Here is a 23079-nt window from a genome sequence, read left to right on the forward strand (position 1 = left end):
TGACTGGTTCTTCCCCACAGATCATGATCATTAGCCTTCCGGGGCGGCGGCCGTTGCGCCGCGCGCGGGCGGGCTCTCGCGGTGGTACCGGTCGACGGCGGTGACGTAGTAGGTGTAGGTGCGGCCGGGTTCGGCGGCGGGGTCGATGATCCCGCCGCCGCGGACGTCGGCGATGAGCCGGTCGGGGTCGACGGCGGCGCATTCGTCGCCTTCGCCGTCCACCCGGTACACCGCGTGGGAGGCGGCGTCGGGCGAGGGCTTCCAGCGGACCTCGACGCCGTCGGCGTGGGGCCGGGCGGTGACGCCGTGCGCGGGCGCGGGCGCGGGCGCGCCGTCCCCCTCGCCTTCCTCGTCCTCGCCGTTGGGTGCGACGACGGGCGGGATGGCGGGGCGGGTGTAGTGCTTCTCGCGGAGGCGGGTGGCGAAGCCGTCGGTGTTGTCCATCAGGTCGGAGGCGCTGAAGTAGACGTCGCCGTCGACTTCGGGGTGCTCGTCGTTGAGGGACAGGTGCCGGGTGAGCTCGGCGGGGTCGTCCCAGGCGCCGCCCTGCCCGACGCGGTAGGCGCCCTGCCCGATGTAGAGGCGGACGTCGGTGCCCTCGACCTGCTCGGACCACCAGCCGACGAGTTCGGCGTAGTCGGCGGCGGGGTCCCCGATCGGCCAGTACAGCTGGGGGGTGACGTAGTCGACCCAGCCTTCCTTGATCCAGGTGCGGGTGTCGGCGTAGACGTCGTCGTAGCTCTGCAGGGCGCGGGTGTCGGACCCGGCGGGGTCGGTGGTGGCGTTGCGCCACACGCCGAACGGGCTGATGCCGAACCGGACGTGCGGCTTGGCGGCGTGGATCTTCTCCGAGACGGTCCGCACGAGGGTGTTGACGTTGGCGCGGCGCCAGTCGCCGAGGTCCTGGCCGTCGCCGTGGGCGCGGTGGGTGGCCTCGTCGGGGAACGCGCCGTCCTCGGGGTAGGGGTAGAAGTAGTCGTCGAAGTGGACGGCGTCGATGTCGTACCTGTTCACCACGTCCAGGACGGACGCGGTGACCAGGTCGCGGACCTCGGGGATGCCCGGGTCGTACCACAGGCCGTCGCCGTACTCGCGGACCCATTCGGGGTTCTCGCGGGCGGGGCTGCCGGGCGCGAGCTTTTTCAGGTCGGTCTGGCGGCTGACGCGGTAGGGGTTGAACCAGGCGTGGAACTCCAGGTTGCGGGCGTGGGCCTCCTTCAGCAGGAAGCCGAGGACGTCGTAGCCGGGGTCCTTGCCGGGTTCGCCGGTGATCCACTGGGACCAGGGTTCGTGCGGGGAGTCGTAGAAGGCGTCGGAGTTGGGGCGGATCTGGACGAACACGGCGTTCATGTTCATCGCGGCGGCGCGGTCGAGCAGGCGGGTGTACTGCTTCTTCTGCTCGGCGGCGGACGCGCCGGGGTCCTTGGGCCAGTCGATGTTGCCGACGGTGGCGATCCACATGCCGCGCAGCTCGCGGCCCTGCCCGCCGTCGGGGGCGGGCACGCGGGAGCATTCGGCGGGGACGCCCGCGGCGGGCGCGCGGGCGCCGGCGCGCTCGTCGTCGCCGAGCGCGGTCAGGGCGCAGCCGGCGAGCGCGCCCGCCGACACCAGCGACGCGGCGGCGGCCATCCGGGTTCTGTTCAGCCATGACATAGCGGCCCATTGTTACCTACTCGTTGCCGTGCTGCGTCCATAACGGCGATCACGGCCGGCGGCGATGTTGCGTTCTTCGAACAGGTGTTCCATTCTGGTGGGGGTGCCGCCGCCGTGACCAGCGGCGACGGCGCCCGCATGGGACGACCGCGACCGGGAGCCCGCCCCGCGGGGGCGCGGGCTCCCGGCAGGGCAGAAGAGGGGGCCGCTGTGCGCTGGGACCATCTGCGGCTCGACGACGGCGGCACCGGACGGCCGGACGCGCCGCTGATCGAACGCCGCGCCGTGACCCGGACGTTCGACACGCCCGGCTTCCGCGGCATGACGTTCTACGAGGTGCGCGCCCGGACGATCATCAACCGGGTGCCGGACGCGGCGCGGGTGCCGTTCCGGTGGACGATCAACCCCTACCGGGGCTGCTCGCACGCCTGCACGTACTGCTTCGCGCGCCGCACCCACGAGTACCTGGACCTGGACGCCGGCGCCGACTTCGACTCCCGGATCGTGGTGAAGGTCAACGCGGCCGAGCGGGTCCGGGCGGAGCTGGCCGCGCCGCGGTGGCGGGGCGAGCCGGTCGCGATGGGCACCAACGTCGACTGCTACCAGCGGGCCGAGGGCCGCTACCGGCTGATGCCGGGCATCATCACCGCCCTCGCGGACGCGGCGAACCCGTTCTCGATCCTGACCAAGGGGACGCTGATCCTGCGGGACCTGCCGCTGCTGGCCGACGCCGCCGCCCGCACCCGGGTCGACACGGCGGTGTCGGTCGGGTCGCCGGATCCCGAGCTGGCGCGGCTGGCCGAGCCGGGCGCCCCGGCGCCGCGGCGGCGGCTGGAGGTGTGCGCCGCGCTGAACGAGGCGGGGGTGGGCTGCTCGGTGCTGATGGGCCCGGTGATCCCCTACCTGTCGGACTCCCCCGCGCGGCTGGACGCGGCGGTGCGGGAGATCGCGGCGGCGGGCGCGACGTCGGTCACGCCCATCGTCCTGCACCTGCGCCCGGGCGCCCGCGAATGGTTCCTGGGGTGGCTGCGCGAGCACCATCCGGACCTGGTCGTCCCCTACGCGCGGCTGTACCGGGGCGGCGCCTACGCGCCCGCACGGTACCGGCGGGAGATCGCCGGGCGCGTCCGGGAACTGGCCGAACGCCACGGGGTGGGAGCGCGGGCGGGCACCGCGCGGCGCCCGCCCGCAGGCGGCGGGGGGTGGCGCGGCCCGGCCCCGCGCGACGACCGGCACGCCGAGGCGCGGCAGGACGGGCGGCGAGACGGGCGCGGCGGGCGGGACGGGCGGCCGGAGGAGCCCGAAGGGCCCCGGCAGCTCACGCTGATGTGAGCCCCGTCCCCGCACGTGCGGACGCCCGGGGGCTGTGGACACGGGGCTGTGGGGGCGGGCCGGTGGATGGGGCGGCGGGTTCCGGGTAGCGCCGGGTCATGGACAGGTTGACTCGCGGGCTGGTCGCCGGGGCCGCCGGAACCAGCGCCCTGAACGTGGTGACGTATCTGGACATGGCGGTGCGGGCGCGCCCAGCCAGCAGGACCCCGGAGCAGAGCGTGGAGAAGTTGGCCGACCTGGCGGGCGTCGGGCTCGGGTCCGGGGACGGCGCCGAGAACCGCAAGGCGGGCCTGGGACCCCTGCTGGGCTACGGGGCCGGCGCGGGCGCCGCGCTGGTCTACGGGCTGCTGGCGGGGCGGCGGCGGGTCCCGCTGCCGGTGGCGGCGCTGGCGCTGACGGGCCTGGCGATGGCGGGCTCGAGCGCGCCGATGACGGCGCTGGGGCTGACCGACCCCCGCACGTGGTCGGCGTCGGACTGGCTGATGGACGCGGTGCCGCACCTGGCGTACGGGGCGGTCGCGGCGGGCGTCTACGCCGCCCTGCGCTGACGCTTGCGAAGCCGGACCGGCGCCGCAGGCCGGCGGGTCAGCGGAGGGTGGACAGGCCGCCGTCGACGTGCACGACCTGGCCGGTGACGTAGGCGGACCGGTGCGACAGCAGGAACACCGTGACGTCGGCGACCTCCCACGCAGTGCCCTGCCGCCGCATCGGGATCAGCGCCGCGACCCGGTCGCGGCCCGCGTCGCCCGCCGAGGCGTCCCGGCCCATCACCGTGTCGATCAGCCCGGGCGCCACCACGTTCGCGCGGACCCCGCGCGGCGCGCCCTCCGCGGCGATGTGCCGCACCAGGCCGTTCAGGCCCGCCTTGGACGCGTCGTAGGACGGCGACCGGGATCCGGGCTTGGTCCCGGCCAGCGACCCCACGAACACCATCGCGCCGCCGGCGTCCAGGGCGGGCATGGCGGCCTTGCCGACCAGGAACGGGGCCCGCAGGTTCAGGTGCAGCACCCGGTCCCAGTCGGCCAGGGCGGTGCCGCCCAGCCCGTAGCCGATGCCGATCCCGGCGTTGAACACCACCCCGTCCAGCCCGCCGAGCCGCTCCGCGGCCCGCGCCACGACCTGGTCGCAGGCGGCCGGGTCGGTGACGTCGGCGGCGATGACGCACGCCTCCCCGCCCTCCGCGGCGATCATGTCCGAGGTGACGGACGCGGAACCGGCGTCGATGTCGGCGCAGGCGACGCGGGCGCCCTCCCGGGCGGCGGTGACGGCGATGGCGCGGCCGTTGCCGACCGGGGCGTCGGGGTCGTCGCTGGGGCGGGTGCCGGCGCCCACGACCAGCACGCGGCGGCCGGGCAGCAGCCCGCGGGGGGCGGGATCTTCGGGCATGCCCGGCACGCTATCCCGGCGCCGCCGCCCCGAACAGCCCCCGTTCCGCGCGCGCGCCTGTAGGGTCGGCCTCATGACGGCCGAGGTGGTCGAGCGCGCCGCGGGCATCGGCGGGGAACTGGTGCTGCGCCGCGACGGCGCCCACTACGAGATCATCAGCAACGGTGTCTTTCTGATGGACACGCGCGGCGGGACGTCCGAGCGGCTGCTGGTGCGCGCCGCCGCCGACGGCCTCGCCGCGCCCGCCCGGATGCTGATCGGCGGGCTCGGCGTCGGGTTCTCCCTCGCCGAGGCCCTCGCCCTCCCCCAGATCGCGCACGTCACCGTCGTCGAACGCGAGCCCGCCGTGATCGGCTGGCACCGGTCGCTGCTGCGGCCCTGGTCGCGCGGCGCCCTCGACGACCCCCGCGTCACCGTCAAACGCGCCGACCTGCTCGACGTCCTCGCCGATCCCGCCGCGGGCCGCTACGACGCCCTGTGCCTGGACGTCGACAACGGCCCCGACTGGACCGTCACCCCCGGCAACGCCCGCCTCTACGGGCCCGCCGGCCTCGCGCTGCTCGCGTCCCGGCTGACGCCGCGCGGGACGCTCGCGGTGTGGAGCGCGGGCGCGGCGCCCGGCTTCGAGGCGCGGCTGCGGGACGCGTTCGCGCGGGTGGAGACGCTGCCCGTCGAGGTGCCGCGCGGGGAGCCCGACATGGTCTACCTGGCGCGGGATCCCGCCCCCGCCGCCTGACCCGCTCTCCGCCCGTCCCGTCCCGCGGACTGCGGGGCACGGACCCCGCTCGCCGGGGCCGTGCGCAGGGCCGTGGACGGGCGCGTTCCCGGAGTCCGAGTCTCGTGCAACTCCCGGTGCCGCGGAGGTCTCGCAGCAGGGGCCGTGCCGAGCCCGCGAGAGGCGCCGCGGCCGGAGCCGACAAACCGGCGGTGGTCGTTTCTGTGGCCCGCGGCGTCCACCGCGCCAACGCCGTTCGCTAAGTTTCGACCGGACAACACCTTTATGGGAGGTTCAGTGGCTACTGCCCACGCAGCTCACGCCCACCCCGCCCAGCGGCGCCCCGCCGTGCTGGGCGACCTGCTGCCCGGTTCCCTGACCCGCGACGCCGCGCTCATCACCGGTTCCGCCGTGTTCGTCGGGATCGCCGCGCAGATCGCCGTCCCGGTACCGGGCACCCCCGTCCCGGTCACCGGCCAGACGTTCGCGGTCCTGCTGGCCGGCGCCGCGCTCGGCCCCGCCCGCGCGGCGCTGGGCATGGCCCTGTACCTGCTGGCCGGGGTCGCCGGTGTCCCGTGGTTCACCGACGGGTCGTCCGGCGCGGGCGCCCCCAGCCTCGGCTACGTCATCGGGTTCATCGTCGCGGCCGCCGTCGTGGGCCGCCTCGCCGGCCGCGGCGGCGACCGCACCCCGCTGCGCACCGCCGCGACCATGCTCACCGGCACCGTGATCATGTACGCGGCCGGGGTGCCCTACCTCATGGCGGCGCTGGGGGTCGACCTCGGCCGCGCGCTGGACCTCGGGGTCGTCCCGTTCCTGGCCGGCGACGCCCTGAAGGTGCTCGCCGCCGCGGCGCTGCTGCCGGCGGCGTGGCGGCTGACCGGCGCGGGCCGCGACCGGTCCGCCTGACGGTCCGCCCGACCCGTCCCGGCACCGGCCGGGACCGGCCCGGCGCGCGAACGCGGCCTCCCGCCGCCGCGCGCCGGGCCGACGGCGTCCCGGGCCCCGCCACCGGCGCCCGGCCGCCGGACGCCGCCTCCCGGCGCCCACCTTCACGGGTTCGGCGCGCCGTGTTCAGCTTGCGGCGTTCAGGGGATGCGCTCATCCACGGGACGCGCCGCCCCTGCGGACGCGCCGCCCCCGCGGGCGCGGCGGGCCCGCCGGGTGTGGCGGGCCCGCCGGGTGTGGCGGGCCCGCCGGGTGTGGCCGATGCCTCACCCGGCGCCCCCGACCCGCCTGTTTGAACGGGTTCAAATCTCCCGTACAGTGGCTCACGTGAAGCTCGCAGTGACCGCACCGGACCGTCTCGCCGTCCGCACCGTCCCGGTCCCCGACCCGGGCGACCTCATCGCGCGGCTTCCCCACCCCACCGCCCTCGCCTGGGTCCGCCACGGCGACGGCATCGTCGGCTGGGGCGAAGCCGCCCGCATCCCCGTGCCCCCCGGCGACGACCGCTTCGCCACCGCCGCACGGCACCTCGCCGACCTGTTCGCCGCCGCCGACATCGACGACCCCGTCGCCCTCCCCGGCACCGGCCCCGTCGCCTTCGGCGCCTTCGGCTTCGACCCCGACTCCCCCGAATCGGCCCTCATCGTCCCCCGCCGCGTCCTCGGCCGCCGCGACGGCCGCGCCTGGCTCACCACCATCGGCGCCCCCGACACGCCCCCCGAACCCCACCGCCCCCCGGCCGCCCCCACCGGCCTCCACTGGACCGACGGCGCCCTCACCCCCGACGACTGGAAACACGCCGTCGCCGCCGCCGTCACCCGCATCCGCCACGGACACCTCGGCAAAGTCGTCCTGGCCCGCGACCTGCACGCCCACGCCACCGAACCCATCGACGCCCGCGTCCTGCTGCGCCGTCTCGCCGACCGCTTCCCCGGCTGCTACACCTTCTCCTGCGACGGCATGGTCGGCGCCACTCCCGAACTCCTCATCCGCCGCGCCGGCGGCGACATCGAATCCCTCGTCCTCGCCGGCACCACCCCACGCGCCGACGACCCCGCCGAGGACGCCGCCCGCGCCGCCCGCCTCACCGCCTCCCCCAAAGACCGCGAAGAGCACCGCTACGCCGCCGACATGGTCCGCGACGCCCTCGCCCCCCTCTGCAGCACCCTCCACGTCCCCGCCGAACCCGAACTGCTGCGCCTGCCCAACCTGCTGCACCTCGCCTCACCCATCCGCGGCCGGCTCACCGGCGACCGCTCCGTCCTCGACGTCGTCGCCGCCCTCCACCCCACCCCCGCCGTCTGCGGCACCCCCACCGGCACCGCCATGCACCTCATCCGCGAACTCGAGGGCATGGACCGCGGCCGCTACGCCGGCCCCGTCGGCTGGGTCGACGCCCGCGGCGACGGCGAATGGGGCATCGCCCTGCGCTGCGCCCAGCTCGACGGCCCCCGCGCCCGCCTCTTCGCCGGCTGCGGCATCGTCGCCGACTCCGACCCCGCCGCCGAACTCGCCGAAGCCGACCACAAATTCGGTGCCATGCGCCACGCCCTGCACGGCTGACCGCACCGCCACACCCCACACAACCCCAGGTCAACCCCGCCCCCGGGTACCGTGCACCCGCCCACGTCTGCGATCATGACGGGCCGTGCCCCGGCCCCGGCCGGGTAGCGTCGAACGGCAGACCGTGACCCCGCGGAGGCCCCCACAGCCGCCCCGGACACCACGGCCCCACCACCCGAACCGGAAAGAACACACCACCGTGGACCTCGAACGCACCAAACTCCCCGGCATCGGCCTCCAGCACGTCATGACCACCGCACGCGGCCGCCAGATCGGCGTCATCTCCCACCGCACCGGCCGCCGCGACCTCGTCATCTACGACAAAGAGGACCCCGACAGCTGCATCGCCACCGTCGCCCTCACCGTCGAAGAGGCCAACGCCATCGCCGAACTCCTCGGCACCGGACGCGTCCTGGAACACCTCGCCGAACTCCAACGCCAGGTCGGCGGACTGAACACCGAGCAACTCCCCATCACCCCCGGCTCCCCCTACGACGGACGCACCCTCGGCGACACCCGCGCCCGCACCCGCACCAGCGCCTCCATCGTCGCCGTCGTCCGCCAGGGCCGCATCGTCCCCAGCCCCACCCCCGACTTCACCTTCGCCGCCGGCGACACCGTCGTCGTCGTCGGCACCGCCGAAGGCACCACCGCCGTCGCCCGCATCCTCACCGACGGCTGACGTATGCACTCCACCCTCCAGCTGATCGAAATCGGCGCCATCATCCTCGCCCTCGGCCTCCTGGGCGCCGTCTCCACCCGCTTCTCCATCTCCCCCATCCCCCTCTACCTCATCGCCGGCCTCGCCTTCGGCACCGGCGGCATCTACCCCCTCACCACCAGCGAGGACTTCATCTCCATCGGCTCCGAAATCGGAGTCATCCTCCTGCTGTTCACCCTCGGACTCGAATACACCGCCGACGAACTCGTCGGCACCCTGCGCACATCCGCGCCCGTCGGCCTCGCCGACCTCGTCCTCAACGCCGCCCCCGGCGTCATCGCCGCACTGCTCCTCGGCTGGGGACCCGTCGCCGCCGTCGCCATGGGCGGCATCACCTACGTCACCTCGTCCGGCATCACCGCCAAGGTCATGGGCGACCTCGGCTGGCTCGGCAACCGCGAAACCCCCGCGGTCCTGTCCATCCTGGTCTTCGAAGACCTCGCGATGGCCGTCTACCTGCCGATCCTCACCGCCCTGCTCGCCGGCGCCGGACTCGTCAGCGGCTCCATCACCCTCGCGATCGCCGCCGGGACCATCACGGTCATCCTCATCATCGCGCTCCGCTTCGGATCGCTCGTGGAACGCTTCGTCCACAGCCCCAACGAGGAAGTCCTGCTCCTGAAGGTCCTCGGCCTCACCATGCTGGTCGCCGGAATCGCCCAGCAACTCCAGGTCTCGGCCGCCGTCGGCGCGTTCCTCGTCGGCATCGCCCTGTCCGGCAGCCTCGCCCACCAGGCGCAGAAACTCCTCGCCCCCCTGCGCGACCTCTTCGCCGCCGTGTTCTTCGTCTTCTTCGGCCTCCACACCGACCCCGCGGACCTCCCCCCGGTGCTGCTCGTCGCCGCGCTCCTCGCCATCGCCGGCATCGCCACCAAACTCGGCAGCGGATGGCTCGCCGCCCGCAACGCCGGCGTCACCCTCACCGGACGCCTGCGCGCCGGCGCGGCCCTCGTCCCCCGCGGCGAGTTCAACATCGTCATCGCGGGCCTGGCCGTCAGCGCCGGCATCAACCCCGAACTCGGGCCCCTCGCCGCCGCCTACGTCCTGATCCTGGCCGTCGCCGGCCCGATCCTGGCCCGCGGCGCCGAACCCTTCGCCGCCCTCGCGCGCAACAAACGCGCCCGGCGCAAGGGCCGCGCGCCCCAGACCGACGACGACGTGCCCGTCACCACCGCGCGCGGCAACGCGGCGGCCTCCGCCGACGACGAATCCCTCACCGGAAGCTGACCGGCCGCCCCAACCGGCCCCACAACACCACACCGCCCGACACCGATGCCCGGTGCCCCGTCCAGGGATGCACCGGGCATCACCGTCCCGAAGCCGCTAACGGCACCCGAACCCCGGCCTCACGCCGCCGGGGGCTGGCATCCCGGGCACCAGAACAGGTTCCGGCCCGCCAGCACCGACGACCGCACCTCCGCGCCGCACACCAGACACGGCAACCCCGCCCGCCGGTACACGTACACCTCACCACCGTGATCATCCACCCGCGGCGGCCGCCCCATCGCCTCCGGCATGTGCTCCGCCCGCACCGTGTCGATCCGCCCCGTCCGCACACCCTCCGCCATCAACACCACCAGATCCGCCCACAACGCCGACCACACCTCACGCCCCAGCGCACGCCCCGGCAGCATCGGATCCACCCCCTGCCGGAACAGCACCTCCGCACGGTAGATGTTCCCCGGACCCGCCACCACCGCCTGATCCATCAACAACGCCGCCACCGGCACCCGGCTCCGCGAGATCCGCCGCCACGCCTCACCGGGATCCGCATCCCCACGCAACGGATCCGGGCCCAGCCGATCCCGCAGCCGCTTCACCTCACCCGGCTCCAGCAACTCGCACGCGTTCGGGCCCCGCAGATCCGCGAACCCCGCAGACCCCGTCAACCGCAACCGCACCGCACCCACGGGCGCAGGCACCGGCAACCCACCGAACACCAGCTTCCCGTAAATCCCCAGATGCACATGCAACACCGCATCATCGTCGAACCGCACCAGCAGATGCTTACCGTGCGCGTCCGCCTCGACCAGAACCCGCCCGTCCAGGCGCGCCGCACCCGCGGCGAACCGCCCCTGCGGGCTCTCGGCGGCAACGCGACGGCCGCCGAACATCCGCTGATGCTCGGCGGCCAGACGATGAATCGTGTGTCCCTCGGGCATGATCCGGCAAGCATACGACCCCGCACACCCGCCCGCGCCCCGAACACCCACGCCCCCCGGGGGGGACGCTCTCAGCGCCGCGCCGACTCCGCCCGCAGCTCCGCACCGACCTCGCGCATGTGCCCCAGCGCCTGCCGGTACGACTCCACCAGCCCCGTCTCGGTGTATGGCAGCCCCACCCGCTCACAGTGCTCCATCACCAGCGGCCGCACCCGCCGCAGACTGCACCGCGGAATCCCCGGGAACAGATGATGCTCGATCTGGTAGTTCAACCCGCCCATCAGCCAGTCGACCACCACGCCACCGCGCACGTTCCGCGACGTCAGCACCTGCCGACGCAGATGCCCCCACCGCGCACCCGGCTCCGGCATCTCCATCCCCTTGTGGTTCGGCGCGAACACCGACCCCAGATGCAGACCGAACAGCGCGTGATGCACCAGGATCAGCACCACGGCCTTCCCCGGCGACAGCAACGTGAACGCCAGCGCCAGATACCCCGCCACATGCATCAGCAGCAGACCGCCCTCCAGCAGCTGCGCCCGACGCGACCGCCCCCGCAGGAACATCGCGCTGCCCACCTTCAGGTTGAACCCCTCCAGCGTCAGCAGCGGGAAGAACAGCGCCGCCTGATGCCGCGCCAGCCACCGCAGCGGACCGCGCTGCCGCGCCGCCTGCTCCTCGGTCCACGCCAGCACCCCCTCACCGACGTCCGGGTCCTTCCCGACGTGGTTCGGATTCGCGTGATGCCGGTTGTGCTTGTCGTTCCACCAGCCGTGGCCCATCCCCAGCAGCAGGTTCCCCAGCAGCAGCCCCAGCCACTTGTTCCCCCGCGCCGTCCGCGCGATCTGCCGGTGCCCCGCGTCATGCCCCAGGAACGCCGTCCGCGCCGACAGCACCGCCAGCGGCACCCCCAGCAGCACCGCCCACCACGACGCGCCCGCCCACGCGATCGCCGCCCACACCGCGGCCGTCGCGACCAGGTTCAGCGCGATCGCCCGCGCGTAGTAGGCGGGCCGCCGGTCCAGCAGCCCGCTCTCCCGCACCCGCCGCGCGAGCGGAGCGAAATCGCTCCCGCCCGCCCGCCCCGGCGGGGTGACGGGCGCGGCCGAGGGCGGGGGCGGCGCGACGACGGTGGACGGACCAGCGGGCATGGGCGCTCCAATCGGGAGGACGGCTCGAAGAGACGACTCCGGAAGACGACGGATACCGAACACGCTACGTAGCCGCGGGCCGGTGCCACTCCACGCTGCCGAGCCATCCCGCGTCTGGCTCCCAGGTCTCGGTCCGCACCCCCGGAAGTAGTCCCTTCGACCGATACGCAACCGCCGGCGAGGTGCGAACACCCCTACCCCGCGGTGCGAACCGCCCCCTGACCCGAACAACCGACAGACCGGCCATATAGGGTCACAAGTCATGAGCGGTGACACTCGGTGGATCGAACTCGACGGCGCGGTCAACGCCCGGGACCTCGGCGGACTCCCCACGGCCGACGGCCGCACCACCCGGCGCGGCCGGGTCCTGCGCTCCGACAACCTGCAGGACCTCAGCGTCGCCGACGTCCGCCTCCTGTGCGACGACTACGCCCTCAAGAACGTCGTCGACCTGCGCAGCGAGACCGAGACCCGGCTCGAGGGCCCCGGCCCCCTCAACCGCGTCCCCTCCATCACCGTCCACCAGCTCCCGCTCCTGCCCGAAGGCGGCCACCGCACCGACGTCACCGCCGACACCACCGCCGCCGCGCTCCCCGCCCAGGAACGCTCCACCGCCCACTACCTCGGCTACCTGCGCGACCGCGCCGACTCGGTCGTCGCCGCGCTGCGCGTCATGACCCGCGCGGACGGCTCCACCCTCGTGCACTGCGCCGCCGGCAAGGACCGCACCGGCGTCATCTGCGCGCTGGCGCTGGAGACCGTCGGCGTCACCCGCGAGGCGGTCGTCGCCGACTACGCCCAGACCGGCGAACGCCTCGACGCCGTCCTGGCGCGCCTGCGCGCCACCGACACCTACGCCGCCGACCTCGACGGGCTGCCCGCCGAGGCCCACCGCCCCGACCCCGCGATCATGGAGAAGGTCCTGGCGCGCCTCGAGGAGGAGTTCGGCGGCGCGGTCGGCTGGCTCACCGCCCACGGCTGGACCGAAGAGGACACCCAGGCCCTCCAGGACCGCCTCCTCAACTGATCGATCGAACCGACGCGGGCGAGCTCGTTCTTGTTGTTGATGGTTTGTGAAGTTTTGAGGTTGAGGTGGATGTGCACCGCCCGGGGCCTTTACATAGTAAGTTGAAGGCTTGATTTCCTGGGGGCCTCGTCATACCGGAGAGCCACTTCGGCGGGGTCAGCGTCCGTCCGGGGACGACGGCACGGCCTTCGGCGGGTCGGCGGCGGGCTCCCGCCGGCCCCTCCCCTCCCCTTGCAGGCGGCCGGGCGGGCGGAGGACCGCGGCCGACAGGAAGCCGAGCGCCGCCAGTCCCCCCATCGCGGCGGTCGCGGCGCCCGCGTCGAACGCCTCCCCCACCGCCAGGCCGCCCGCGAACGCGAGCACTCCCGCCATGAACCGGAGCAGGCCGTTGTAGGCGCCGACCCGCCCTTCCGGGGCGCGGCGGACGATCGCCTGGAACGCCCCCGGGTCCACCAGGCCCGTGCCGAGGCCGGTGAGGGCGGCCGCCGCCACGAGCGCCGCCGTCCGCCACTCCCCCGTGAAGGGCAGCGCGGCCAGGAACACGTAGCTCGCGCCCGCGCAGAACAGCCCGCCGCGCAGCACCCAGGGGCGCTCGGCCCGCCCGGCCACGAACGGCTGGACGCCCGCGGTGACGGCGGCCGACGCGCAGAAGAACAGCGTCGCCGGGCCGGAACCGGCGACGCTCAGCGGGACCACCGTCACCGCCTGCGTGGCGAGCAGCGTGGTGGGGGCGGCGACGACGCAGAACCGCAGGAACGCGCGATCGGCGACGACGTCCGCGACACCGCGCGCCAGCGAACGGGCGGGGCCCGCCTCGGGCCGCCCGGTCGGGTGGTCACGGCCCAGCAGGGCGAACAGGACGGCCGCGACCGCCCACGCCGCCGCGGCGACCGCCGTCACGAACGCGAATCCGCCGCCGAGCAGCAGCAGCCCGGCCGGCGGGCCCGCGACCGCGGCGATCTGGCCCGACACCACGTTCAGCGCGAACCCCCGGGGACGCCGTTCCGGCGGCAGCCCCGCCAGCAGCGACTGCACCGCGGGATGCAGCAGTGCCCCGCCGACCGCCAGCAGCAGCGCCGCGGCGAGCAGGACCCGCACGTCGCCGGCGGCCCCCAGCAGCAGGAGCGCCACCGTCCGCAGAACGCCCGCCAGCATCCCGGCCCGCCGGGGCCCCAGCCGGTCGACCAGCGCCCCGAGCGGCAGGAACAGCGCGTACTGCACCGCCACGCGCAGCCCGAGCACCAGCGCGATCGTCCCGGCGAGCAGCCCCACGTCGTCGCGCAGGTGCGCGACCAGATGGCTCATCACCGCCCAGTAACCGAGGGCCGCGGACAGCTGCACGCAGACCACGACCGCGATCACACGGCGCGCCGCCGAGGACGTTCCAGACAAGATCACCAACCGGGGAGGGGAGCGATCCGATGCTAGCGGCCCTCGCGGGCGATTCGGCCATCAGTCCAGGTCGACGATGGGCGGCGGGTAGCCCAGGGCCCGGCGCCGCTCCTCCGGCAGCCGCCACGGCCGGTGGACGTCCCGGCCCCGCACCGCCGCCAGCTCCGGGACGTACGCGCGGACGTAGTCGCCCGCGGGGTCGAACCGGGACGCCTGCCGCAGCGGGCTCAGCGTCCGGTTCGGCCGCGTGTCGTTGCCGGTCCCCGCGACCCACTGCCAGTTCCCCGCGTCGTCGGCGACGTCCCCGTCGAGCAGCCAGGCGTCGAAGTGCGCCAGACCCTCCCGCCAGTCGATCCGCAGGTTCCGGGTGAGGAACGACGCGGTGATCATGCGGGCGCGGTTGTGCATGAACCCCTCGCGGCGCAGCTGCCGCATCCCCGCGTCGACGATCGGCACCCCGGTCGTCCCCTCCCGCCACGCGTCCAGCGCGTCCCGGTCGCGGTTCCACCGGTGCCCCCGCGGACGGTAGTCGCGGCGGGGCAGGTCGGGGAACGCGGCCGCGACCTGGTGGTGGAAGTCCCGCCACGCGAGCTGCCGCCGGAACCCCTCCCCCGCGACGTGCTCCAGCTCCAGCGGCGACACGCACCCGAACCGCAGGTACGGGCTCAGCCGGGACGTGCGGTCGGCGGCCAGGTCGTCGCGGACGTCGTCGTAGGCCGCGGCGTCGCGCCGCAGCCACGCCTCCAGGCGGCGACGCCCCGCCCGCTCCCCGCCCTCGGGCAGGTCCGGGGAGAAGGGCCCGGCCGTCAGCGCGTCCAGCGGCGGCAGCGGCCCCGGGTCGACGCCCGCCGGCACCCGGACGGCCTCGGGCACCGGCGCGACGGGACGGCGCGGCGCCCGCTCCCAGACCCGCAGGTACGGCGTGAACACCCGGTAGTGGTCGCCGCCCGCGGGCGTCAGCTCCCCCGGCGGGACGACCGTCACGCCCGGGTGGACCGACACCTCGAGCGGCAGCCCGCGCAGCGCCGCCAGCCGCCGCGCCGCGAACGCCGACCGGTCGTCGGCGAGCGCCACCGCGCCGGCGCCCGTCCGCTCGGCCAGCCGCGCCACGTGCGCGGCCGGGTCGCCGCGCCGCACCACCAGGTCCCCGCCCAGCTCCCGCAGCGACCCGCGCAGGCAGCGCAGCGCGTCCAGCAGGAACCGGACCCGGTTCGGCGCGGCGAGCCGGCCGCCCAGGATCGCGTCGTCCAGGACGAACAGCGGCACCACGCGCCCGGCCCGGCACGCGTGCGCCAGCGCCGGATTGTCCCGGACCCGCAGGTCCCGCGTGAAAAGCATGATCGAGGCGTCCACCCCAGCATCCTGCCCGCAGCACCCCTGGCCTGCGGAGACGCCGTGCCGACGACCCCTAGATCTCGAGGACCTCGCGGACGGCCGCGAACGCCGCCTTCCGCATCTGCCCGTGCAGGACCGCGTTCGCGTCCCGGTCGGTGCGGGCCTCCACGATCCGCAGCCCGTCCCCCGTGATCGCCTTCGGCAGGTCCGCGGCCGCCTCCAGCCGCCGGTACGGGACGCCGTGCGCCGCGGCGAGCGACTCCACATCGACCCGGTGCGGCGTGCCGAACACCCGCTCGAACGGATCCTGCAACGCCGCCTGCGGCAGCAGCGAGAAGATCCCCCCGCCCTGGTTGTTCACCACCACGATCGCCAGATCCGGACGCGGATCGCGCGGCCCCACCACCAGCCCGTTCTGGTCGTGCAGGAACGCCAGATCGCCCAGCAGCGCGTACGAGCGGCCCGCGTGCGCCAGCGCCGCCCCCATCGCCGTCGAGATCAGCCCGTCGATGCCCGACGCGCCCCGGCTCGCCATCACCCGGATCCCGCGCCGCGGCCGCATCACCTGGTCCAGATCCCGGATCGGCATGCTCGCCGCCGCGAACAGCAGCGAACCGCCCGGCAGCGCCGCCACCAGATCCCGCGCCAGCCGCGGCTCGTTCACCTCCGGGACGGCGTCCAGCACCGCGTCCACCGCCGCGGCCGCCGCCCGGTCGGCGGACCGCCACGACTTCAGCCACGCGTCGTCGCCCGACACCACCGGGATCTCCACCTCCGGCGCCACCTGCGTCGCCGACCGCACCGGATCCGGCCAGTGCGCCAGATCGGGCGCCAGCACGATGTGCTCCTCGGCGCGCCGCAGCAGCGACAGCAGCGGCCGCGACAGCCCCGGCTTGCCCAGCGTCACCACCACCTCCGGGCGGTGCCGCTCCACGAACTCCGGAATCCCCAGCAGGAAGTGGTACGACGTCAGCGCGTGATCCCCGTACCGCGCGTTGCCGTTCGGCTCCGACAGCACCGGCCAGCCCGCCATCGACGCCGCCGCCACGTACCGCTTGACGTTCACCGCGCCGTCCCCGACGACCAGCACCCCGCGCCGCGTCGGCGGCACGTGCAGCACCGAACCCGGCGTCGCCGCCCGCACCTTCGTCCACGCGCCCGACGCGTCGCCGTCGAGGGGCTCGCACCACGACTCGTCCCCGTCCGGGATCAGCGGCTCCCGGAACGCCGCGTTCAGATGCACCGGCCCCCGGACCGGCGCCTGCGCCAGCCCCCACGCCCGGCTCACCAGCGACCGCCAGTACGCCACCATCCCCGGGCGGTTCTCCGGCGCGCCGATCTCGGTGCTCCACCGCACCGCCGTCCCGTACAGCTTCACCTGGTCGATCGTCTGGTTCGCGCCCGTGTCCCGCAGCTCCGGCGGACGGTCCGCGGTGATCACGATCAGCGGCACGCCCGACTGGTGCGCCTCGATCACCGCCGGATGGAAGTTCGCCGCCGCCGTCCCCGACGTGCACACCAGCGCCACCGGACGGCCCGACCGCTTCGCCAGCCCCAGCCCCAGGAACGACGCCGACCGCTCGTCGATCCGCACGTGCAGCCGCAGCCGGCCCGCCTTCTCCGCCGCGTGCATCGCCAGCGCCAGCGGCGCCGACCGCGACCCCGGCGCCAGCACCGCGTCGGTCATCCCGCAGCGCAGCAGCTCGTCCACCAGGACGGTCGCCAGCGCGGTCGCCGGATTCACGCCCCACCCCCCAGCAGGGCCCCGGCCTCCTCGGCACGCCGCCGCCACCCGTCCGCGGGCGCCTCGTACCGGGCCAGCGCCGCCTCGTCCACCACCGGGCGCCGCACCGCGATCGCCCCGCCGGACGGCCGCAGCGGATCGTCCACCACGTCCCCCTCCAGCAGCGACAGCGTGCCCAGCCCGCACGCGTACGGCAGCTCCGGCAGCGCCGCCGCCAACGCCACCCCCGCCGCCAGCCCCACCGACGTCTCCACCGCGCTCGACACCACCACCGGCAGCCCGCACGCCTCCGCGACCCGCAGCGCCGCCCGGACCCCGCCGAGCGGCTGCACCTTCAGCACCGCCACGTCCGCGGCGCCCGCCGCCCGCACCTTCAGCGGATCCTCCGCCCGCCGGATCGACTCGTCCGCCGCGATCGGCACGTCCACCCGCCGCCGCACCTCCGCCAGCTCCTCCAGCGTCGCGCACGGCTGCTCGGCGTACTCCAGCTCCCACCGGTCCAGCGACCGGATCATCCGGGCCGCGTGCTCGACGTCCCAGCCGCCGTTGGCGTCCACCCGGATCCGCCCGTCCGGCCCCAGCGCGGACCGGACGGCCTCGACCCGCTCGAGATCGTCGGCGTCGACCTGACCCCGCTCGGCCACCTTCACCTTCGCGGTCCGGCACCCCGACTCGGCCGCCGCGGACGCCATCGCGTGCGCCTGGACGGCGTCCACCGCCGGGATCGTCGCGTTCACCGGGACCCGGTCGCGCACCGGCGCGGGCCACCCCTCATCCGCGGCCTCCCGCGCCGCCGCCAGCCAGCGGGCGGACTCGGCCGGTCCGTACTCGGCGAACGGCGAGAACTCCCCCCACCCGGCCGGCCCCTGGATCAGGGCGCCCTCCCGGCGCGTGATGCCGCGGAACCGCGCCCGCATCGGGATGGAGTAGACCCGCACCCGCTGAACCCCCAGACTGTCCGCCGAATCACGCTATTGCAGACCACGCCGTCCGTACGACCGTTTAGTAGTACCACGGGAAGCGCGACCAGTCGGGGTCGCGCTTCTCCAGGAACGAGTCCCGCCCCTCGGCCGCCTCGTCCGTCCCGTACGCCAGCCGCGTCGCCTCGCCCGCGAACACCTGCTGCCCCACCAGACCGTCGTCGATCAGGTTGAACGCGAACTTCAGCATCCGCTGCGCCGTCGGGCTCTTGCCGTTGACCTTGCGCGCCCACTCCAGCGCCGTCGCCTCCAGCTCCGCGTGCGGGACGACCGCGTTCACCATCCCCATCCGGTGCGCGGCCTCCGCGTCGTACTCGTCGCCCAGGAAGAAGATCTCCCGCGCGAACTTCTGCCCGACCTGCCGCGCCAGGTACGCCGAACCGAACCCGCCGTCGAAGCTGGCCACGTCCGCGTCCGTCTGCTTGAACCGGGCGTGCTCCCGGCTCGCGAGCGTCAGGTCGCACACCACGTGCAGGCTGTGCCCGCCGCCCGCGGCCCACCCCGGCACCACGCAGATCACGACCTTGCCCATCATGCGGATCAGCCGCTGCACCTCCAGGATGTGCAGCCGCCCCGCCCGCGCCGGGTCGATCGTGTCCGAGGTCTCCCCCTCGGCGTACTTGTAGCCGTCCTTGCCCCGGATCCGCTGGTCGCCGCCCGAGCAGAACGCCCACCCGCCGTCCCGCGGCGACGGCCCGTTCCCCGTCAGCAGGACGCACCCCACGTCGCTCGACATCCGCGCGTGGTCCAGCGCCCGGTACAGCTCGTCCACCGTGTGCGGGCGGAACGCGTTGCGCACCTCCGGCCGGTTGAACGCCACCCGCACCGTCCCGTGCTCCACCGCCCGGTGGTAGGTGATGTCGGTGAAGTCGAATCCCTCGACCTCACGCCAGGCGTCCGCGTCGAACAGCTCCGAGACCATGTGTCCTCAATCCACCTCTCCGTCGGGGGCGCATCCATTCAACCGGCCGCCGATTCGAACACGTTCAGCGGGGTCGTCTACCCTGATGAGATCATGGATCGCCGCCTGCACGCCGTCGTTCTCCCGCCCGGCCCCCGCCTGTTCGCCGCCCTCACCGCCGCCCTCGACGGCACCGGCCCCGCGATCTGCCCACTCTCCCCCGACCTGCCCGCCCCCGCCCTCGCCGCCATGCTGGACGCCCTCGCCCCGCACGCCGTCGAGACCGCCGAAGGCGTCGCGCCGCACGCGGGCCGCAGCGAGCCCGTCGCCGACGGCACCGCCGTCCTCATCGCCACCTCCGGCTCCACCGGCACCCCCAAGTTCACCGAGCTGTCCGCCGCCGCCCTGCGCCACTCGGGCGCCGGAACCCTCGCCCGCATCGGCGCCGCGCCCGGCGACCGCTGGCTGTGCTGCCTGCCCACCAGCCACATCGCCGGAATCCAGGTCCTGGTCCGCGCCCTCGTCGCCGGCACCGAACCGGTCATCATGCCGAGATTCGACCCCCTCGACCTCGCCGCAGCCGCCCCGCCCGGCGCGCACGTCGCGCTCGTCCCGACCCAGCTGCGCCGCCTCGCCGACGCCGGCACCGACCTGGCCAAGTTCGGCGCCGTCGTGCTCGGCGGCGCCGCCGCCCCGCCCGGCCTGCTCGCCGCCGCCCGCGACCGCGGCGCCCGCGTGTTCACCACCTACGGGATGAGCGAGACCTGCGGCGGCTGCGTCTACGACGGCACCCCCCTGGACGGCGTCCGCGTCGGCCTCGCCGCCGACGGCCGCATCCGCCTCGCCGGGCCGTCACTGTTCACCGGCTACCGACTCCGCCCCGACCTGACCGCCGCCGCCCGCGACGGCGACTGGTTCGTCACCGGCGACCTCGGCGCGATCGACCCGGACGGGCGGTTGCGCGTCCGCGGCCGCGTCGACGACGTCATCAACACCGGCGGCGAGAAGGTCGTCGCCGGAGAGGTCGCCGCGGCGCTGGCCCGCCACCCGAAGATCCGCGACGTCGTGGTCGTCGGGCGTCCCGATCCCGAGTGGGGCGAGCGCGTCACCGCCGTCGCCGTCCCCGCCGCGGGCGATCCGCCCTCGCTGGACGAGCTGCGCGCGTTCGTCCGCACGACGATGCCCGCCCACGCGGCGCCGCACGAGCTCGAGCTGCGCGACCGGATCCCGCTGCTGCCGTCCGGCAAACCCGACCGCGCCCGCCTCCGCGACGCGGGAGCGCACGCGCCCTGAGCGCCGTGTCGCCGGGCGCATGGCCCCTGGACGCCGGGGGAAGACGACCGGCATGGCCGATCATCAGGACCCGGGGAAGGCCGGGGAGAGCGGGCTGACCGTCGCGCTGGCCTTCCTGGCCAACCTCGGGATCGCCATCGCCAAGATCGTCGCGGCGCTGCTCACCGGATCGGCGTCGCTGGCCGCCGAGGCCGCGCACTCGGTCGCCGACACCTTCAACGAGGTCCTGCTGATGGTGGGGCTGCGCCGCAGCGGCCGTCCCGCCGACCGGCGCCACCCCCTCGGCTACGGCATGGAGCGCTACATCTGGACGCTCCTGGTCGCCGTCGCGATCTTCGGGATGGGCGCGCTGTTCGCGTTCTACCAGGGCGTGCAGACGCTCACCGGGCACACCGCCGAGGAGGCCGACCCGCTCGTCGGGTACGCCGTCCTCGGCGTCTCCTTCGCGCTCGAGGCCGTGTCGTGGCAGCAGGCCCTCCGGCAGGTCCGCGACGCCGCCCGCGGCGAGGGCCTGTCGGTCGCGGCGTACATCCGCCGCACCGACGATCCGCCCGCGATCAGCGTCCTGCTGGAGGACTCCGCCGCCCTGATCGGCCTGCTGCTGGCGTTCGGCGGCCTCGGCCTGCACCACCTCACCGGCTCGGCGGTCTGGGACGGCGTCGGCTCGGTGCTGATCGGCGTGCTGCTGACCGTCGTCGCGCTCGTCCTCGGCCGCATCAACCTCGACCTGCTGATCGGCAACCAGGCCGACCCCCGGCTGGTCGCCGACGTCCGCGCCCGGCTCACCGCGGCGCCCGAGGTGGAGTGGCTCGTCGACATCGTCACGATGACCGTCGGCGCGGACCGGGTGCTGGTGTGCGCGCGGCTGGACTTCCGCGACGCGATCACCTCCGCCGATCTCGAGCGCGCGTGCGTCCGGATGGCGCGCGAGCTGCGGGAGGCGCACGCCGAGATCGACGAGGTGTTCCTCGAGCCGGTCCCCCGGGACGATCCTGAGCTGCGCGAACGGGTCGTCGCGCGTTATGGTCGGACATTGCGACCGAAGCGCCCGGAATGATGGGGGTCGCACCGCCCGATGCCTTTACGTAGTAAGGTTCGTCTGGGGCGGGCCGCCGGTGTGAGACGGCCCGCGCCGGGCACGAAGCTCTGTCCGGGGCACCCTCCCGCTCCGCGGTGAGGGCGCCGATCCGGGGCGCCGGGAACAAGAACCCGGCCCCGCGACGTTCCGATAGATGCGCGCGCCACCAGCGAACGACAATCCGCGCCGCATTCACACCACCGAAGGGAGGGGGGCGTCCCCATGCCGCGAACCGCCGCAGAGACCCCGCTCACAGGGGCGACGAGCCCGGCACTCGACGACCTCCTGAAGCGTGGCCGCGCCCAAGGGCGCCTGTCGCTCGACGAGGTCCGGGGGGCCTTCGAATCGGCCGGCATCAGCCCCGCCCAGGGCCGCTCGATCCTGCGCGAGCTCTCCGAGGCCGGCATCAGCCTCGCCGGCGACACCGACACCGGCCGCAAGGCCGCCGTACCGGCGGCCGCGCGCGCCGAGGGCCGCGCCGCCGAGCACCCGGCCGACCACCCCGCCGGAGCGGACGTCCCCTCCCCCGCCCGCAAGCGGACCGCGAAGAAGACCACCGCCGGACGGGCGCGCCCGAAGGCCACCGCCAAGACCGCCGCCAAGGCGGACGCCGGCAAGGCCGCCCGCGACGGCGACGGCACCGCCGACGAGGCGTTCGACGTCACCGAGGTCGAAGCCGCCGACAGTGCCGCCGACAGTGCCGCCGACGCCCCGGCCGACCTGGACGACCAGTCGACCACCATGGGCGACTCGGTCCACACCTACCTGAAGGCGATCGGCCGCCGGCAGCTGCTGACCGCCGAGCAGGAGGTCGACCTCGCCAAGCGGATCGAGGCCGGGCTGTACGCCGAGCACAAGCTCGAGAACGAGGAGCTGAGCCCGGCGCTGCGCGCCGACCTCGAGTGGGTGGCCGCCGACGGCCGCCGCGCCAAGGCCCACATGCTGGAGGCCAACCTCCGGCTCGTGGTGTCGGTCGCCAAGAAGTACTCCGACCGCGGCCTGTCGCTGCTGGACGTCGTCCAGGAGGGCAACCTCGGGCTGATCCGCGCCGTGGAGAAGTTCGACTACTCCAAGGGCTACAAGTTCTCCACCTACGCCATGTGGTGGATCCGCCAGGCCATCCAGCGCGGCTTCGCCGACTCGGCCCGCACCATCCGGCTGCCGGTGCACGTGCTGGAGATGCTCAGCAAGCTGAGTCGCGTCGAGCGCGACATGCACCAGCGGCTGGGCCGCGAGCCCACCCCCGAGGAACTGGCCGTCGAGCTCGACAAGAGCCCCGAGCAGGTCCGCGAGCTGCTGCGCACCAGCCGCCAGCCGATCAGCCTGGACTCCACCATCGGCGAGGACGGCGAGACCCGCATCGGCGACCTCATCGAGGACACCGACAGCCCCGAGGCGTCCGAGCTGGTGGACCGGCAGCTCATGGCCGACCAGCTGCGCCGCACCCTCGACATCCTGTCGCCGCGCGAGGCCAAGATCATGGCGATGCGGTTCGGGCTGTACGACGGGACGCCGCGGACGCTCGACGAGATCGGCCGCGCGCTCGGGCTCACCCGGGAGCGGATCCGGCAGCTGGAGAAGGAGTCGCTGTCCAAGCTGCGGCACCCCAGCAACGCCCGGCCGCTGCTCGACTTCGCCGTCTGACCGCCCGCCCGCGAGACGGGCGGAGGGCCCGCCGGACCACGGTGTCCGGCGGGC

20 protein-coding genes are annotated in these 23079 nt (G+C 74.8%); 11 read left to right on the plus strand and 9 right to left on the minus strand.

What is annotated here, in order from left to right:
* Positions 1-30: 30 nt before the first annotated feature.
* Positions 31-1653: a glycoside hydrolase family 10-like protein gene (locus AB0L25_RS35985; protein ID WP_500177476.1), complete on the minus strand. Its 1623-nt coding sequence runs from the start codon at positions 1651-1653 to the stop codon at positions 31-33.
* A gap of 210 nt (positions 1654-1863) precedes the next feature.
* Here AB0L25_RS35985 and AB0L25_RS35990 point away from each other — a divergent pair, with 210 nt between their 5' ends.
* Together AB0L25_RS35990 and AB0L25_RS35995 are read left to right on the plus strand one after the other, a co-directional pair.
* On the plus strand, positions 1864-2985 hold the full coding sequence (locus tag AB0L25_RS35990) for an Rv2578c family radical SAM protein (protein WP_500177478.1): 1122 nt from the start codon (positions 1864-1866) through the stop codon (positions 2983-2985).
* Between the two features lie 98 nt (positions 2986-3083).
* Positions 3084-3533 (plus strand): hypothetical protein, encoded by a 450-nt coding sequence (locus AB0L25_RS35995; protein ID WP_500177480.1) that lies wholly within the window; start codon positions 3084-3086, stop codon positions 3531-3533.
* Between the two features lie 37 nt (positions 3534-3570).
* Here the strand turns inward: AB0L25_RS35995 and AB0L25_RS36000 are convergent, their stop codons facing one another.
* Positions 3571-4371: an SDR family NAD(P)-dependent oxidoreductase gene (locus AB0L25_RS36000; RefSeq protein WP_500177481.1), complete on the minus strand. Its 801-nt coding sequence runs from the start codon at positions 4369-4371 to the stop codon at positions 3571-3573.
* Between the two features lie 73 nt (positions 4372-4444).
* On the opposite strand from AB0L25_RS36000, the gene AB0L25_RS36005 reads away from it, so the two are divergent.
* The 5 genes from AB0L25_RS36005 to AB0L25_RS36025 all read left to right on the plus strand — a co-directional run bounded on the left by AB0L25_RS36005 (position 4445) and on the right by AB0L25_RS36025 (position 9545).
* Entirely contained in the window at positions 4445-5107 is a 663-nt protein-coding gene (locus tag AB0L25_RS36005; RefSeq protein WP_500177483.1) for a spermidine synthase, read from the plus strand.
* Between the two features lie 276 nt (positions 5108-5383).
* Complete coding sequence (locus tag AB0L25_RS36010; protein ID WP_500177485.1) at positions 5384-5995, plus strand: biotin transporter BioY; 612 nt, start codon at positions 5384-5386, stop codon at positions 5993-5995.
* 366 nt (positions 5996-6361) lie between these two features.
* The gene (locus tag AB0L25_RS36015) at positions 6362-7597 is read left to right on the plus strand and encodes an isochorismate synthase (RefSeq protein ID WP_500177487.1); all 1236 of its coding nucleotides are present in this window, start codon (positions 6362-6364) and stop codon (positions 7595-7597) included.
* A 199-nt stretch (positions 7598-7796) separates the two neighbouring features.
* Positions 7797-8279: a cation:proton antiporter regulatory subunit gene (locus AB0L25_RS36020; RefSeq protein ID WP_500177489.1), complete on the plus strand. Its 483-nt coding sequence runs from the start codon at positions 7797-7799 to the stop codon at positions 8277-8279.
* A gap of 3 nt (positions 8280-8282) precedes the next feature.
* The gene (locus AB0L25_RS36025; RefSeq protein WP_500177491.1) at positions 8283-9545 is read left to right on the plus strand and encodes a cation:proton antiporter; all 1263 of its coding nucleotides are present in this window, start codon (positions 8283-8285) and stop codon (positions 9543-9545) included.
* Positions 9546-9664: 119 nt separating this feature from the next.
* On the opposite strand, the gene AB0L25_RS36030 is transcribed toward AB0L25_RS36025, so the two are convergent.
* Positions 9665-10480, minus strand: coding sequence for an Fpg/Nei family DNA glycosylase (locus tag AB0L25_RS36030; protein ID WP_500177492.1), 816 nt, complete (start codon positions 10478-10480; stop codon positions 9665-9667).
* 71 nt (positions 10481-10551) lie between these two features.
* Positions 10552-11631, minus strand: coding sequence for a fatty acid desaturase family protein (locus tag AB0L25_RS36035; protein ID WP_500177494.1), 1080 nt, complete (start codon positions 11629-11631; stop codon positions 10552-10554).
* A gap of 262 nt (positions 11632-11893) precedes the next feature.
* On the opposite strand from AB0L25_RS36035, the gene AB0L25_RS36040 reads away from it, so the two are divergent.
* On the plus strand, positions 11894-12658 hold the full coding sequence (locus AB0L25_RS36040; RefSeq protein ID WP_500177496.1) for a tyrosine-protein phosphatase: 765 nt from the start codon (positions 11894-11896) through the stop codon (positions 12656-12658).
* Between the two features lie 156 nt (positions 12659-12814).
* Here AB0L25_RS36040 and AB0L25_RS36045 read toward each other — a convergent pair whose 3' ends face one another.
* The 5 genes from AB0L25_RS36045 to AB0L25_RS36065 form a co-directional block, all read right to left on the minus strand.
* Entirely contained in the window at positions 12815-14020 is a 1206-nt protein-coding gene (locus AB0L25_RS36045) for an MFS transporter (protein WP_500177498.1), read from the minus strand.
* A 90-nt stretch (positions 14021-14110) separates the two neighbouring features.
* Positions 14111-15388, minus strand: coding sequence for a cryptochrome/photolyase family protein (locus AB0L25_RS36050; RefSeq protein ID WP_500177499.1), 1278 nt, complete (start codon positions 15386-15388; stop codon positions 14111-14113).
* A 70-nt stretch (positions 15389-15458) separates the two neighbouring features.
* Complete coding sequence (gene menD / locus AB0L25_RS36055) at positions 15459-17129, minus strand: 2-succinyl-5-enolpyruvyl-6-hydroxy-3-cyclohexene-1-carboxylic-acid synthase (protein ID WP_500177501.1); 1671 nt, start codon at positions 17127-17129, stop codon at positions 15459-15461.
* Entirely contained in the window at positions 17126-18067 is a 942-nt protein-coding gene (locus AB0L25_RS36060; protein WP_500177502.1) for an o-succinylbenzoate synthase, read from the minus strand. The genes menD and AB0L25_RS36060 overlap by 4 nt, the downstream gene beginning before the upstream one ends.
* A 64-nt stretch (positions 18068-18131) precedes the next feature.
* Positions 18132-19031: a 1,4-dihydroxy-2-naphthoyl-CoA synthase gene (locus AB0L25_RS36065; RefSeq protein WP_026401857.1), complete on the minus strand. Its 900-nt coding sequence runs from the start codon at positions 19029-19031 to the stop codon at positions 18132-18134.
* A 93-nt stretch (positions 19032-19124) separates the two neighbouring features.
* On the opposite strand from AB0L25_RS36065, the gene AB0L25_RS36070 reads away from it, so the two are divergent.
* From AB0L25_RS36070 to AB0L25_RS36080, 3 genes are all read left to right on the plus strand, one after another.
* A complete protein-coding gene (locus tag AB0L25_RS36070; protein ID WP_500177504.1) occupies positions 19125-20303 on the plus strand; it encodes an AMP-binding protein in 1179 nt (392 codons plus the stop codon).
* A gap of 52 nt (positions 20304-20355) precedes the next feature.
* Positions 20356-21360 (plus strand): cation diffusion facilitator family transporter, encoded by a 1005-nt coding sequence (locus AB0L25_RS36075; RefSeq protein ID WP_500177506.1) that lies wholly within the window; start codon positions 20356-20358, stop codon positions 21358-21360.
* A gap of 243 nt (positions 21361-21603) precedes the next feature.
* On the plus strand, positions 21604-23025 hold the full coding sequence (locus AB0L25_RS36080) for an RNA polymerase sigma factor (protein ID WP_500177508.1): 1422 nt from the start codon (positions 21604-21606) through the stop codon (positions 23023-23025).
* Positions 23026-23079: the final 54 nt, after the last annotated feature.

The organism is Spirillospora sp. NPDC052242 (assembly GCF_040679555.1).
Taxonomy (GTDB): Bacteria; Actinomycetota; Actinomycetes; order Streptosporangiales; family Streptosporangiaceae; genus Spirillospora.